Source organism: Chryseobacterium sp. C39-AII1 (assembly GCF_039672645.1).
Taxonomy (GTDB): domain Bacteria; phylum Bacteroidota; class Bacteroidia; order Flavobacteriales; family Weeksellaceae; genus Chryseobacterium.
In genome coordinates this window covers 147,674-162,966 of sequence record NZ_JBDFPQ010000005.1, presented here as the reverse complement: position 1 = coordinate 162,966, position 15,293 = coordinate 147,674, and the positions used below count along the sequence as shown (strand labels likewise).

9 protein-coding genes are annotated in these 15,293 nt (G+C 37.9%); 6 read left to right on the top strand and 3 right to left on the bottom strand.

Translation table 11 applies throughout. The features are described from left to right. The first annotated feature begins 8 nt into the window (after nt 1–8). From ABEG63_RS10365 to ABEG63_RS10345, 5 genes are all read left to right on the top strand, one after another. Entirely contained in the window at nt 9–557 is a 549-nt protein-coding gene (locus ABEG63_RS10365; RefSeq protein ID WP_346584558.1) for an antibiotic biosynthesis monooxygenase, read from the top strand. A 694-nt stretch (nt 558–1,251) separates the two neighbouring features. Beyond that, the gene (locus ABEG63_RS10360; RefSeq protein WP_346584557.1) at nt 1,252–2,298 is read left to right on the top strand and encodes a cupin domain-containing protein; all 1,047 of its coding nucleotides are present in this window, start codon (nt 1,252–1,254) and stop codon (nt 2,296–2,298) included. 5 nt (nt 2,299–2,303) lie between these two features. Next, nucleotides 2,304–2,996 carry a YoaK family protein gene (locus ABEG63_RS10355; protein WP_346584555.1) on the top strand — a complete coding sequence of 231 codons (693 nt, stop codon included), beginning with the start codon at nt 2,304–2,306 and terminating at the stop codon, nt 2,994–2,996. Between the two features lie 25 nt (nt 2,997–3,021). Continuing rightward, nucleotides 3,022–3,537 (top strand): thioredoxin domain-containing protein, encoded by a 516-nt coding sequence (locus ABEG63_RS10350; protein WP_346584553.1) that lies wholly within the window; start codon nt 3,022–3,024, stop codon nt 3,535–3,537. Between the two features lie 266 nt (nt 3,538–3,803). Next, a complete protein-coding gene (locus ABEG63_RS10345; protein WP_346584551.1) occupies nt 3,804–4,625 on the top strand; it encodes an alpha/beta hydrolase in 822 nt (273 codons plus the stop codon). 462 nt (nt 4,626–5,087) lie between these two features. Here the strand turns inward: ABEG63_RS10345 and ABEG63_RS10340 are convergent, their stop codons facing one another. From ABEG63_RS10340 to ABEG63_RS10330, 3 genes are all read right to left on the bottom strand, one after another. Continuing rightward, nucleotides 5,088–5,609: a hypothetical protein gene (locus ABEG63_RS10340; protein ID WP_346584549.1), complete on the bottom strand. Its 522-nt coding sequence runs from the start codon at nt 5,607–5,609 to the stop codon at nt 5,088–5,090. Between the two features lie 66 nt (nt 5,610–5,675). Continuing rightward, nucleotides 5,676–12,425: a hypothetical protein gene (locus ABEG63_RS10335; RefSeq protein ID WP_346584547.1), complete on the bottom strand. Its 6,750-nt coding sequence runs from the start codon at nt 12,423–12,425 to the stop codon at nt 5,676–5,678. Nucleotides 12,426–12,505: 80 nt separating this feature from the next. Beyond that, complete coding sequence (locus tag ABEG63_RS10330) at nt 12,506–13,096, bottom strand: hypothetical protein (RefSeq protein WP_346584545.1); 591 nt, start codon at nt 13,094–13,096, stop codon at nt 12,506–12,508. 588 nt (nt 13,097–13,684) lie between these two features. Between ABEG63_RS10330 and ABEG63_RS10325 the strand changes: the two genes are divergently transcribed. Beyond that, nucleotides 13,685–15,277 carry a helix-turn-helix transcriptional regulator gene (locus ABEG63_RS10325; RefSeq protein WP_346584543.1) on the top strand — a complete coding sequence of 531 codons (1,593 nt, stop codon included), beginning with the start codon at nt 13,685–13,687 and terminating at the stop codon, nt 15,275–15,277. Nucleotides 15,278–15,293 lie beyond the last annotated feature (16 nt).

Genomic DNA, 15,293 nt, shown 5'->3' with positions numbered 1-15,293 from the left:
CATCAGTTATGGACAATCAGGGCGCATCTGTAGTTATTACTCATCATGTGATAGATGGTAAACAGCAGCAATATGAAGAGTGGCTTAACGAAATTTTACCTATTTCTAAAAAAGCAACCGGCTTTATCGATCTTCAGATTGTACGCCCTATTCCTACCCTTACTTTTTCGTATACGGTGATTATCCGTTTTGATACCATTGCTCATCTCAGAAGCTGGATGGAATCTTCCAACCGAAAAAAGCTCATTGACAAAGCGCACCCACTGTTCACAAAAGAAGATAATTACGAAATAAAAACGGGTCTCGATTTTCTTTTTTACGGAGAAACAAATGCCAAAGTTCCCGTACGCTGGAAACAGTATCTGGCAACATGGTCGGCCATTTATCCGCTATCTTTATTAATTCCGATGATTACCATTCCCATCTTAAGATCGTTTGGAATTCCTGTTAACCGTTATTTTGATGGTTTGGTATCTACAGGGTGTCTGGTTTTCTTAATGATTTACCTCATCATGCCGAATTACACGAAGCTGATAAAAAACTGGCTGTATAAATAATAAGAGCTTCAATATATATCATCATAAATTTCATCTATCAATTAACATCCGTTTCACAGTAATTGTGAAACGGATGTTTTTCTATTTTCTCATACTACGCTTGGATCCCTAACTTTGTGGTTTATTAATTCTTCCCATAAAGTTTGTCATGCTGTAAGCATCTAAACTCGACTTTTTTTATTCTAAAAAATACCTACGATCGGTTGCAAAGTATCTGCAACAAGTATCACAAGTACCCAAAGCAGGTAGTAAAAGTACATAGAGCTACTTCAGAAGTGGCTAGAAGTACTTTTGTAACTACCTACAACTGCTTCACGAGCCGTTGCAGGCACTTGTATAAATACCTGAAGCTATTTAGAAACCAGTCGCAGGTATTTACACAACCTGCTGTAGCTACTTCCGAAGGTGGCCCCCCTTCTGAACCACCCCTAAAGATTTCCATAACTGCCTACAACCATCTAAGGGAGGGGCTTCAACCATTTAACCAAACGTTATTTTAAGATTTAAATTTTCCTTTGTTTAGGATAAAATAGATTACATTTTATCATGATAAAAATTCATCAACTAAATAATCCCAAATCTCAACGACTGATTTTGCCTGTTCGTCGAAGACTACCTAAAAGTAACGGTGCTCTGGAGTAGCTTTACCATAGAAAAATAAACAAACAGTATTTAATCACTAAAAAATAATAGTATGAACAACGAAAAATTAAGCTTCAGATACGAGTTAGAAAAAAAAGAGCCCCGCACCAATGATGGCGGAACGACAAGAGGCGCTTCAGTAAAAGATTTCCCAGCCTCGATAGGTATCGCAGGAGTATCTATGAGATTGCAACCGGGAAGCATGAGAGAATTGCACTGGCATGCCAACGCCGCAGAATGGGCTTACGTAATTTCCGGAACGGTACGTACCACCATTATTCATCCTGACGGGCATAGCTATACAGATAATTTTGAGCCGGGAGATGTTTGGTACTTCCCAAAAGGATACGGCCATTCGATTCAAGCAACAGGAACCGAGGAATGTCATTTTATTTTAATTTTTGACAATGGTAATTTTTCCGAGGATCATACGTTTAGCGTAACCGATTTTGTTTCTAGCATGCCGCCGGAAATTGTGTCTCAGAATTTAGGTTTAAGTTTAGAAGAAGTTGCTGCTTTACCTCAAAAAGAAGCCTATTTTGCAGCAGGCCCAGTTCCTGACGAATTATCTTCTCTAGCCACAGCACGCCCTGAAGAATCAGACATCGAACTGACCAGTTTTCACCGTTATCCGCTGCATTCTCAACAGCCGAGAATTATTCCCGGAGGAGGTTTGCAAAGATTGGTAACGAGTAAAGAATTTCCTATCAGCAAAACAATGGCTGGTTCGGTTTTAGAATTGCAGCCGGGAGCGTTAAGAGAAATGCACTGGCATCCCAATGCTGACGAATGGCAATATTTCATCTCCGGACAGGCAGAAATGTCGGTTTTTTTAGCAGAAGGAACGGTAGTTACAGAACAGTTCAATGCAGGAGATGTTGGGTATGTACCGATGGGAGCCGGACATTATATTAAAAATACGGGAGACACCGTGTGTAAAGTCTTAATTGGTTTTAACAGCGGGGTTTATGAATCTATTGATCTGAGCGAATGGCTGGCAGGAAACCCTAAAGATGTGGTTGAAACCAACTTCGGGCTGCAAGAGGGCGAAATTGAAAAATTTCCGAGCCAGAAAGTATTTATTCAACCTAAAAAATAACGGTTTTGCTACCCGAAGCAAAGGCATCCTTATCGGCAGAACAGATTCGGCTGCATGAGAGATTAGCCATACTTTTAGCTTTCGTTGCGGGGTACATGGATGCCACAGGAATTATAAAATGGAAAACGTATGTGTCTTTTATGAGCGGAAATACAACGCAGCTGGGCACATCGCTTTCCTCCGGAAAATGGGGAATTATAATGACTTCAGTTACTGTTATCGGATGCTTTTTATTAGGAATTTATGCCGGAACGTGTTTAGCTGTATGGAAAAAATGTAAAAGTAAAACCATTTCATTTTACCTGGTTATTTTCCTATTAATCATCTATTCCGTAGTCTCCTATTATCATCAGATTCCTGCGATTCCTTCAATTGCCATTATAGGATTTTCGATGGGGATTATGAATACCATTGTAACCTCCGTAGGCAATCAGAAGGTGAATACAGATTTTGTAACAGGCACTCTTAACAGTCTGGCAAAGAATACTGCGCTATTCAGTATGACAAATGATCAAGAAGAAAGAAAAATGTATGGCAGTAATGCAATTCATTTATTACTTTTATGGTTAGGATTTTTATCGGGAGCGTTTGTTTTACCCCTCGTTATATCGTCCTTAGGAAGCTGGATTTTATTATTCCCCGTACTTATATTGCTTATTTGCGCAGTATGGATTAATAAATCTGCCATTCCAATTTAATATTAACACCAAAAAATAAAATACAATGTCACTAAAACCATCCGTAAGCAAAACCGATCATACTCAGGGAAATCCTGGTGCCGATCTGGTGATCGTAGAATATGGAGACTACCAATGTCCCTATTGTGGAGCAGCCTACCCTGTTTTAAAAGAACTGATGAATGAGTTTGGAAACCAGATTCAGTTTGTTTTCAGGAATTTTCCTTTATCTGAAATTCATGAATACGCCAGTTCAGCAGCTGTGGCAGCAGAAGCGGCCAATGTACAGGGAAAATTTTGGGAGATGCACGATGCCATTTATGAAAATCAGGAATACCTGAATGAACGTTTCTTATTTGAACTCGCAGAAAAGATTGGATTAGATCTTGCAAGATTTAAAACAGACATCCAAAAAGCATCTTTAGAAAATAAAGTAAACGATGATTTTGAAAGCGGCGTAATCAGCGGTGTGAACGGAACTCCTTCATTTTTCATCAATGGGAATAAATTCAACGGCAGTGCAACCGATTTACTTAAGTTGGTACGGGAAAATGCAGTGTAAAGACTGATATTCTAAAGATGACAAATCTTCGCAGCCCGGCTTGAACGGAGCTCTTTTTATCTGACTTGAAAAGGAAGAGAAAAAAGCGGGAGTGGAAGACGGAGAAAGCTGCCCCAAAAATAAATTATACATTTTTTATCAATATGAACGGAAATTAAACTAGATTAATTTCTAATAATCTAAACCTTTCTACATTTGCTAAAGAATTAAGACAACAACAAACATTATTAAAATAAATTAATCACAAACATTAAAAATTTACAGCAATGAGTACACTTACATTAAAAGACGGAACAGAAATTTTCTACAAAGATCAAGGAGAAGGACCAGTATTGATGTTTCACCACGGATGGCCTTTATCATCTGACGATTGGGACGCACAGGTAATTTTCTTCTTACAAAAAGGTTACAGAGTAATCGCTCACGACAGAAGAGGACACGGAAGATCTAGCCAGAATATTTACGGTCACAATATCGAACAATATGCGTCTGATGCTGCAGAATTGGTAGAATTTCTTGATCTGAAAGATGTGGTTCACATCGGGCACTCAACTGGTGGTGGCGAAGTTATTCGTTATGTAAACAAATATGCTAACGGAAGAGCTAAAAAGGCGGTTTTAATAAGCGCTGTTCCGCCAATTATGGTGAAAAACGAAAGCAATCCGGATGGGGTTCCTATGGAAGTTTTCGACAACATCAGAGACCAGACGTTGAACAACAGACAGCAGTTTTATATTGATCTTACAGTTCCTTTCTACGGATATAACAGAGAAGGCGCTGATGTAAAAGAAGGCATCCAGAGAAACTGGTGGAGACAGGGAATGATGGGTGGCATCGTTGCTCATTATGAAGGAATTAAAGCGTTTTCTGAAACAGATTTCAGAGAAGATTTGAAAGCGGTTGATATTCCTGTTTTGGTACTTCATGGTGAAGACGACCAGATCGTTCCTTACGAAAATGCAGGGGTAAAATCGGCTAAATTATTGAAAAACGGTAAGCTAATTACCTACCCTGGCTTCCCTCACGGAATGCCGACTACGGAAGCAGAAACAATTAATAAAGATATTCTGGAGTTTATCCAGTCTTAAAAAAACCGTTGGATTTTAATGAAGAGGAAAGAGAGTGAATCTGTTTAGATTCACTCTTTTTGTTTTTATTAATTCACTTAAATTTATTTTTTTGACGCAAAGTTTTAATTTAATTTAAATGTAAAACATTCAAGTGAGCAAAGAGAAATCAACAAGTTGATTCTATGAAGCTGTATTTTCAAACTTCGTTTTAGGCTATCGCTATATATAATTTCCACCACATTTGTCATCCCGTAGGGATCTCGGCTCGAATCTTTCGATTAGAATATCTAATACTACGCTTAGATTCCCACGGGATGACAATATGGAGAAAAACAGTTTAAAGAGATTCAGCAATATCTTCTAGTTTAAAAATAAAGCTAATAGTAAATCAAAAAAAACCTTGATGAAAATTTCACCAAGGTTGAAAACTAAATAAACATCAACCAGATACAGTTGATTTTACTTTTAATAATAATCCGATTAAGGTTTCCAAAAACTCCAAACCGTTCCGTTGTAGACGGCTAACTGTCGCTTTGTCGTATCATAAACCATCATTCCTGCACTTGGATTAATGATATTCAGATGCGGACTGGCGACTTTGGGAAGAATCATTGCTTTGTCGGCATCAGACAACACAAGAATCCCGGGAGTTGTGTCTGTTCCTGCAGTGGTTCCGATGGCAATTTTTGCTCCCGGCTGCTCGGTTTTATCATTTCCCTGAATGCCAAGATTGGCGGTTCCTGTTGCATCTACACTCAGATCAAACCACGTATTGGTGTCTTTTAAATATTTCACCTTATGATCTGTGGTATCGTAAATGATGGTTCCGTTTTGTGTAATTCCACTTTTATCAACAACATACGGAAGTACGAGACCTCTGTTTTCAGCATCACTGAACTGAACAGATACCGAACCATTCGCCACATCCGGTCTGCTGACTCCAATTTGTGCTTGTATGCAAATCGCAACAGGTACAATGAATGATATAATTATTTTTTTCATGATAATTCATTTAAATTTTGATAAAAGAGGTTGAGCAGAAATAAAACTCAACCTCTGAATTATTTTTTAATCTGGGCAAGTTTGTGTCGTTATACAATACCATCCGAAAGTAGTTCCTCCATCTTGTGAGGTGTACATTTTCAGACATTTGTTGGTGGTGTCATACAGTACCATTCCTTCCACAAAATTAGCAGGCGGAATTCCTACAGGATTTCCGGAAGCATTGAATGCCAATCTATTCACCACAAAACCTTTAGTTTTAGCTTCCAAAACCATCCATGCTCCGGTGCGAATTGCAGGGAAATTATCTGCAGTACTCATCGCTGATGTTCTGGTTAAAGAAGTAATTCCTATTTTACCCGGAAGCGCAGGGTTTCCTGCACTGGCAATGGCTCCAGGTTTATAGCAAGCTGTACTTAAAGGATTTTCAAATGTTGAAAAAGTAATGTAACGTTTTGTGTTTTCAGAATCGAAATTATAATTGAATTCCCACTTCCCGGAAACCTTGGTTCCCTGAACAAGAACTCTGTTTGTAGCAAAGCTCGCATCATCTGCAACTACCATATACACCAGATTTGAGGGATAAAACTGGCTTTCGTAAGCGGATAGATCTGCCTGAAAATACACTCTGTTGATCGTTCCTGTTCTTTGAAGAAGCCAACTTCTTTGAATCACCTTTGCATTATTGCCCGTAATAAAGCTAGCTGCATTCATTGGAGTTGCGGTGATATTGTTATCTCCTGTTAAGAAATATTTCTGATCGCCCGATAAAGCCGTTCTTGACACATCAATATTCTGAGATACAAAATCATTATTGGTTGCCATCGTAAGAATGGTTCCCGAATTCGCACTCTTAGAAACTTTTTGGTGTAAAGCTGAAATATCATCTTTAGCCAAACCGAATACGTTGTTATTATAAGTTGTATTGAAAGCTCCATTCCAAATCGTAGCATCTGCTGATGAAACATAATTATCTGTGGCAACACGACCTAAGGTAATACCGTATTTTACAGCCAAATAAGTATCTACTTTTCTTCTTTCTGCAACGGTAATATTTCCGCCACCATAAATAATAGTTTCACCAATATCTCCTACGATACCTCCGTTGTCGCTGGTATTTCCTGTCCAACGGGTGTCGCCGAAGACATGACCTCCTAACGCTAATCCTACAGCGCCTGTAGAAACCGTGGTTCCGTTGGCTGCACCATTCAATCCTCTTGCAAAAGAGGTATTGGTAAAGGTGTTATACATAATACTAGGAATCGTTGTGGAAAAATTGACTCCCGAACCTAAAATCTGAGTTCCGCCACCCACGACCCTTCTTTCAATATTGGCATTCGGATATAATCCTAAATAATCCCAAGCGTCAATATTCGTTACAGAATTATCTTCTGTAATACTGAAGAAATGCGGATTTGGGCTTCCGGAAGAAGTCATACCTTCTTTTGTAAATGTGAAAACATCTACATTGGTATTTGATATAGTCTGTATGGTATTATTACCTAAAGTCTGAGTAATAGTTGTAAAACTAATCCCCGGATTAAAGTTGAATGATGTAGCATCTCCTATTTTATATTTAGGTAAAACTTTTCCTGCAATCTGCCCGGAAATTGTACCTCCAAAATAATCTTTCCAGGAAGTAACATCAGTACCGTTTCCTGTATTCGAAGCATCAATATCTGCTCTGTACCATTGGCTCAAACCATTCACAACACCTCCCGGCGCATGGGCAAAAGCTGCAAATGTAAAATACTGTCCATTCGCTATCGTTACATCTGCATAATGATAGGTAACACCATTTATCGTTTGTGTATTGACAGACATATCTGTTGCCGTATCGTTTCCATCGAATGTTGCATCGCTACTTTGAATTAATTTCATCGCTGTTAAACCAACCGGCCACGCAATACGTACTGTTCCGACAGTGCCTGTGTTTTGCGCTTTCCAGATAGATTCAAAACGATAATTAACGCCTGTAATTCCACTTAAAGGAACGGATAGATTTTGTCTTAAACCATTATCTCCAACCATCAGGAACTGCCCGTCTGTTAGAGTATTTGTGTTTAAAGCATTTGTATTTGCCAATGCTCCGCCTGCCCCGATGATTAATCTCTGACCAACATTTATACTTTTGGATTGTTTTTGATCTAAAGCAGACAGGAAATCATTCGCAATACCGAAGATATTATTGTTGTAACCTGTATTCGCAGAACCGTTCCAAACATTTGCTGAGCTGCTGCTCAGATAATTCGGTGTGTTGGTTGTGTTTAAAGTAATACCTCCTTTTATAGCTAAATAAGAATCAATTCTATTCACATCATTGGCGGAAAGTACTCCATCAAAAACAATGGTTTCAGACATTGTAACGCCAGAACCGCCATCGTCGCCACCGTTATTGGCATTTCTACCAAAAATAATGCCTCCATCAGGCCCCGTAGTTGTGCTTGTGTAGGTAGAACCCGCTCCGGCAACATCTCCATTTAATGCTCTTGAAAAATTGGTGGTGGTAAATATATTTCTTGCAATTGTGGTGTTTGTAAATTGGGTGTATTTATAACCTGTTGCTGCGGAATAAGACATCATAATGTTTCCTGCAGCATTTCTCAAACCTACGACATCTGCTCCTATTCCCGGGCTGTCGTAGTTTGATCCTCCCGTTAAATTAGAATATCCTAATCCCACAATTCTGTCTCCTGTAGCCGCTGTTGTACTGGTATAAACCGTATAATTTCCTCCTGTTGTAGGATTTAATACACCCGTATTTCCTAGTGCATTCGCGGCGACAAAAGTTACCGCAGGATTAAAGTTAAAGTTGAGCCCAATTCCATCAACTGAAGAAGGAGCCGATGTAGCACCTGACAATACAGGCGAAACCGGAACCTGACCAGAAGAATAATCCGTCCAAGTTGTAACCGCACCAGCCGCTGGAGCCAATCCTTTGTCTGCTCTGTACCAAAGTGAAGAAAATACACCGCCCGGCGCATGAACAAACGCTGCAAAAGTGAAATACTGACCATTAGCCAATGTTACATCTGCATAATTATATGTTACTCCATTGATTGTTTGAGTATTTGTACTCATATTCGTCACGGTGTCGGTACCATCAAAAGTAGTATCCGAACTTTGAATCAACCTTAATGCTGATAAACCAACCGGCCACGCAATACGCACAGTCCCAACACTTCCTGTATTCTGAGCTTTCCAAACAGATTCGAAACGGTAATTAACTCCGTTTACCCCACTGATTGCTACCATTGGTTTTTGTTTTAAACCATTATCTCCAACGATCAGGAACTGACCATCTGTTAACGTATTTGTATTAGCAGTATTTGTATTAGCTAAAGCACCTCCGGCACCAATAACTAACTTTTGACCGTCATTGATACTAACGGATTGTTTCTGATATAGCGATGAAGTAAAATCATTAGCAATACCAAAAATATTTTTATTATATGCGGAATTTGCCGTATTATCCCAAACTGTTTGATTAGAAGACGATACATAATCATGCGGTAAGGTAATTCCGTACTTTACGCTGCTGTATGTTCTTACTTTAATCTTCTCTGCAACAGTAAGATCTCTTTCATAAGCAATCATATCTCCCATCATTCCGTTCATTACTTCCGGCTGAGAACCCAGAATACTTCCGTTGGCCTGAAGGGAGTTCCCTGCTGTTCTTGTCTGAGTTGTATTTGCGGTTGCACCATTAAGTCCATATTTTATTCCAGCTACTCCTACTGTATAAGATGCATCTGTTAACAAGAACTGATTATCGGGATATTGTCCTGAAAATGCAGATGTTGTAGAATCATACAATACAATATCATTGTTAAGTTTGGTTACTGTAGGTGAATTTGCATTGGTTAAGCTTGCTGTAGCCGTCGTTCCGCCAAAGCCCCAAATATCTCTGTAGCCGCTTGTTCCCCCTGTTCTCGTTAAAGTAGTTGAGAAAAATGTAGCACTCAGTCCGTTCGCTGTAAAAGGTCCGCCGGAAGGAAATGCCATAAATCGACCATCCGCAGATGCCGAACCCCCAAAATCTACAACCGGATTAAAATTATACATCGCAGTAGCTACGAAAGGTTGTCTGGCAGCATTGGTTTGTGTATAATCATTGGCATTGATTGATTTATCCTGCCAAACGGATGGTGAAAATCCGTTATCAGGTTTCAGCCATACTCTCAAATCACCAACTACACCACCCGGAGCTTGCACAAAAGCTGCAAAAGTAAAGTATTGACCATTCGCCAATGTCACATCTGCATAATTGTAGGTTACTCCATTTACAGTTTGGGTATTATTCGCCATATTTGTTACCGTATCGCCGCTATCAAATACAGCATCACTACTTTGGATTAGCCTTAAATTGGTCAATCCCACAGGCCATGTAACTCTTACTGTTCCTACATTTCCTGTGTTTTGAGCTTTCCAAATCGATGCAAATCGATAATTAATTCCGGAAATTCCTGCAATTGCAACGGTAGGTGTTTTTTGCAGACCATTGTCTCCCCAGATCAGATATTGTCCGTCTGAAAGAGAACTTGTATTCGCGGCATTATTTACCGCAAAACCTGTCGTGGAAATAATAAGCTGCTTTCCTGCATTTACGCTTATAGATTGTTTTTGATCAAGCGCCGATGCATCATCTTTTGCAATCCCTGCAATATTATTATTGTAAGCACTGTTGGTTGCTCCATCCCAAATCACTGCGCTTCCTGCCGAAACATAATTGTCCGTGGAAGTTCGCCCTAATGTAATTCCATATTTTATAGCTAAATAAGAATCAATTCTTCGTCTTTCAGCTGGTGTTACATTTCCGCTTCCGTACACTGCCACTTCACCGATATTTCCTATAAATCCCCAATCGTCTCCTCCCGGAGGATTTACTCCGCCATTAGCTCCGAAAATATGTCCACCAGTAACTAAACCAATAGCGCTGTGAGTAGCTGTAGTACCGTTGGCGTTACCATTTAGCCCTTTGCTTAAAGTAGTATCTGTAAATGTTTGATACATAATACTCGGAATATTGGCATCAAAAGCAATAGATCCGGGATTGGCTGCATACACAGTTCCGCTGCCGGCATTATTTCTGAAACCGATGGTTCCGTCTGCATAAAGCCCCGGCTGATCCCAGTTAGCCCCGTTAAATGTCGTATTATTCATCCCGATATTAAAGAAGCGGGTTCCCGTCATCCCTTCTTTGGTAAGGGTAATGATGTCATAATTAATACTATTCAATGTAGGATCGGAAATATTTCCTATCATCTGCTGAATAGCCGTAAAATTAACCCCCGGATTGAAATTAAAATAATTAATAGCTCCGGCTTTATACTTAGGCAGCGGTGCAGTTGAAATCTGTGAAGAAACGGTAGCCGATATCTGATCCGTCCATGCTGTAACATCTGTTCCGTCTCCTGTATTTACAGCTGCTGCATCTGCTTTATACCATTGCGTCAATCCGTTCACAACCCCTCCCGGAGCCTGAACATAAGATGCTAAAGTGAAATATTGTCCATTAGCAATAGTTACATCAGCATAATTATAAGTCACTCCGTTTATGGTTTGAGTATTGGCACTCATGTCGGTTACTGTATCGGTACCGTCAAATGTAGCATCAGAACTTTGAACAAGCTTAAGATTTTTCAGAGTGGCTGGCCATGCAATACGCACTGTGCCTACACTTCCCGTATTCTGAGCTTTCCAAATTGATGCAAAACGGTAGTTAACTCCAGAAATCCCCGAAATAGGAACAGTGGAGGTTTTAGCCAAACCATTATCTCCCCAGATAAGATATTGCCCTGCTGTAAGAGCTGTTGAGTTTGCCGCATTTGTATTGGCTAAACCTGTGGTTCCGACTAATAATTGTTTACCCGGATTTACGCTCCATGATTGTTTTTGATTCAAACCTGTAGCATCTCTGGCAATACCTGCAATATTTTTATTGTATGTGGCATTCGTAGCAGAAGCCCAAACGACAGCACTGGCAGAATTTTTATAATCTCTAGTTCCCTGAGCATAGGTGGTTCCGTATTTAATTGATAAATAAGACTCTACCCTATCCATTTCATCAACCGTAAGTCGATCTTCGAAAATAAGCATTTCGTTTATTTGCCCGTTTATAGATCCCCAGTTGGTATCTCCTCCTACCCGAATATCTCTTGCATTCACGTCCTGAATTGCATTTTGAAGCTGACTTCCAGAATAATCTGTCCGGTTTCCGTTAAGAGATACGGTAGCCGCAGCATAGGAAGCATTTGTTCCGGCTCCGTTTTGCCAGCTGCTTCCTGCGGTAAAGTAATGATTATCCTGAAAAGTATTACTGCTTAATCCCACATAGCCAGGCCCTCCCGTGAAGAAAAGCAAATTATACAAACCATTATTAGAGGTATGTAGTCCCGGATAATCCATCGTAGAATCAAATCCGAAAATACCACATCCCGTTAATGTATTAATATATCCTGCTGTAAACAAAGTTCCGTTTACACGATCTATAATATTGATACCTGTTCCTGGCTGAAACTCCATCCATTTACTTTGAAATGTAACTGTTGGATTAAAATTAGCGAGTGTTGTACTGTTAGAAAAAGTAGGGCGCAACCCGGCATTGGTTTGCAAAAGGTTAAAACCTTTCCCTTGAACATCATTCCATTGATATACCGTAGTATTATTCGCAGAATTGGTAACTCCTGCATCTGAAAACAATGAGCCCGAAGTATCTGCCTTGTACCAAGCCGCAGGGACAACTCCACCCGGAGACTGCCCAAATACCATCAGAGGCGTGGTAAAAGCGAGTAAGAGAGGTAATAATTTTCTCATTTTAGTTATTAGTTTATTATTTATTTTACTTTTTTGCTTCTAAAAGCTGTATCTGATTTATCAAAAGATTTAAACTAAAGCTAAAATGGCGGAGGACGTTGGAAATTTTGTCCTAAAATTCTTCTGAAAAGAATATTTTCGTTATCGTAAAAAATTAAATATAAAGTTGAAAAGAGAATAAAATATAAAAGGAAAAATCTGATAATAGCAAATACAATTGTTTGATGAGAGGTAACAATTCCTTTTCCTAAACTTTCATTTACAGTATTTAGCTGGCTTCTGTTTTGATTTTCGTATAAAAATATTTTTGAAGGTTTAGCAACAGTCTGAACTACTTTCTCTTGTTTTCTCTTAATTTTCTTCTTAAGTCTTTTTTGTTTTACCCGAAGAATTTGTTTTTGAGGATGATCTTTGATGATAACAATCGGAGAAACAATTGCATTCTCAACAAAGGAAATTTCGGCACCGCCTGTTACATATATTTTAACAGGAGATTTTTGTTCAGGCTTTTCATCTGATATTCTTTCGGGATTGCTTTCCGAGGGAGGATTGCCATTAGCTCCGTGCAAAGACTGAAAGCAGGAAAACAGCAACAAAAGAATAAGAAAAAAACTTCCCTTCAGGGCCAGGGAAGATTTTTCTTTCCACTCCTCATACAAATGTGCTTCCATTTTTTTTTTCTGTGTGTCTTAGAATCGTACAACTTGATGATACGACAATATCTGGCTTGAAAAACTCACAAAAACACAACTAATTAAAGATGAATTTCAAGGATATTGTCTTTATTTAAATAAAAAAACTTGTCGGCTTTAGAAAGATATCAACAGCAAAATCCAACTTTAAATTTTAAACTGATAAATATTAAATCAATAACAATTTTTCACTTTGTTTGATTTCAGATTACACTAAAAGTCCCGCAATAATATCAACAAGCAGTGAGACTTACAAAGATTTCAGTGAATGATTTAGGGTAATTATTCTTTATATTTTTATGCTTTTGAAGAAAATTTCAAGTTTTAAGTTTTACAAAAAAGCACAACTGATTATCAATCCATTAATTAATATTAGAAATGAATAATTGTAAGAAATAATTATTATAAAAATGGTAAACAAATTATAAAGAAATGTATTTTTGTGGTATTATAATTCTTCGGTTGGAGATATGATCAATAGCTTCTTTCAAGAAGAATTAGTAATAATTTTAACATTGAACAAAATTTCTTAAAAACTTAAAAATTCTTAAAAAAACTTTAACTCTTATGAAGCAAAATCTTTACCTGTTTTTTCTTTTCTTTTCACTTCATTTTTTTTATGCTCAAAACAATTCCATTTCTCCAAAAAATATAGATCAGCAACTTGCTCAATTCGGCGACAAAAGCACATCTGAGGATGATATAAAAAAGCTGGAACAAATTATCAAAGCTTCAACAGAAATCAATTATAAAAAAGGAATCATCGATGGGAAGATGAAATTACTTTTCGCTTATGCTACCAATGCTGATTACAAAAAAATACTCGAAACGATAAAGGAAATTGAAGCCTTAGATCCTACAGATAATGTGCATTTAGCAGTTCTTAATATCGATAAATCGATTGTAAACAAAGAGATGGGATTAGAAAAAGAAGCCTTGCAAAACCTTCGTGATGCTATAGAATATTCAAAACTGATAAAAGATCCCGATCAAAGACATCTGAAACTAGCAAATTGTTACAGTAGAATAGCCCTATATTACGATTACAAATCACCCGATTCTTTGATCAGCAATCTGAAAAAGCAGCGTAAAGAAATCGATCAGTTAAGCGAAGTTAATCCTAAAACAAAAATAAAAAAGCATAGTTTAATTGTTCAAAATAATATAAATATTGGCAATTACTATGTGGGTGTTGTGCAACCTATGCGTTTAGACCTTGCAGAGCCCTATTACATGGGGGCATACGCCTACAGAACGACACATCCTGAAATTTTTGAAAAATCTGCTATGGAAATTTTAAAAGGTGTGGGACGTTTTTATCTCGAAAAAAAAGAATTTCAGAAGTGTATTGAAATGGCTAATGAGGTGATTGCAAGAGAAAAAATCAATAAAAACCCCGTTCACAGATTATACGGCTTTCAACTTTTAGCGGATTCTAATGAAGAATTAAAAAACTCGAAAGAGCAGGCAAAATACACATTATTGTACGCGAAATTGCTCGACAGTCTTAATCAGGTTGCTAAAAAGGAAGTAGGGAAAGAAGTAGACCAGCTGATTACAAAAGCAAAAAAAGAAAAAGATAATGAACATAATTCTAACCTCAAAAACATTTTTTTTTGGATCGGCAGTTTTATCTTAATCATTACGTTGGGAATATGGCTTTATTGGAAAGATAAAAATAAAAAATTAAAAAACAGTTATCATCATCTTATTGAAAAACTTAATGATAAAAACCATCTGCAACAAATTGTTGTAGAGGAAATCAGCAATGAAACAGAACCCAAAACTTCCCTCAAGATTTCAGAAGAAACTATAAAATCGGTTCTTGCAAAAATGGAAAAATTTGAAGCTTCTGAAAAATTCCTGAAAAAAGATATTACCCTTACTTGGTTTGCCAATTATCTGAATGTAAATCCCAAATACCTTTCACCTATCATCAAAGCCCATAAAAACAATAACTTCAATGGTTATATCAATAAATTACGAATAGATTATATCATTAGAAAATTATATGAAAATCCGGTGTACAGAGAATACAAAGTGAGCTATCTTGCCGAAGAATGTGGATACGCTTCTCCTCAGGTTTTTACTTTGGCATTCAAAAAAGAAACAGAGATTACCCCTTCTTATTTCATCGAAAATCTAAAAAACAACAATTAAGGATTTTTTAGATTAA

Excerpts from the sequence above, each read along its gene's own strand:
- ABEG63_RS10365 (WP_346584558.1), top strand. The coding sequence starts at position 9 with ATGGACAATCAGGGCGCATCTGTAGTTATTACTCATCATGTGATAGAT.
- ABEG63_RS10350 (WP_346584553.1), top strand. The coding sequence starts at position 3,022 with ATGTCACTAAAACCATCCGTAAGCAAAACCGATCATACTCAGGGAAAT.
- ABEG63_RS10325 (WP_346584543.1), top strand. The coding sequence starts at position 13,685 with ATGAAGCAAAATCTTTACCTGTTTTTTCTTTTCTTTTCACTTCATTTT.
- ABEG63_RS10335 (WP_346584547.1), bottom strand. The coding sequence starts at position 12,425 with ATGAGAAAATTATTACCTCTCTTACTCGCTTTTACCACGCCTCTGATG.
- ABEG63_RS10340 (WP_346584549.1), bottom strand. The coding sequence starts at position 5,609 with ATGAAAAAAATAATTATATCATTCATTGTACCTGTTGCGATTTGCATA.
- ABEG63_RS10360 (WP_346584557.1), top strand. The coding sequence starts at position 1,252 with ATGAACAACGAAAAATTAAGCTTCAGATACGAGTTAGAAAAAAAAGAG.
- ABEG63_RS10345 (WP_346584551.1), top strand. The coding sequence starts at position 3,804 with ATGAGTACACTTACATTAAAAGACGGAACAGAAATTTTCTACAAAGAT.
- ABEG63_RS10330 (WP_346584545.1), bottom strand. The coding sequence starts at position 13,096 with ATGGAAGCACATTTGTATGAGGAGTGGAAAGAAAAATCTTCCCTGGCC.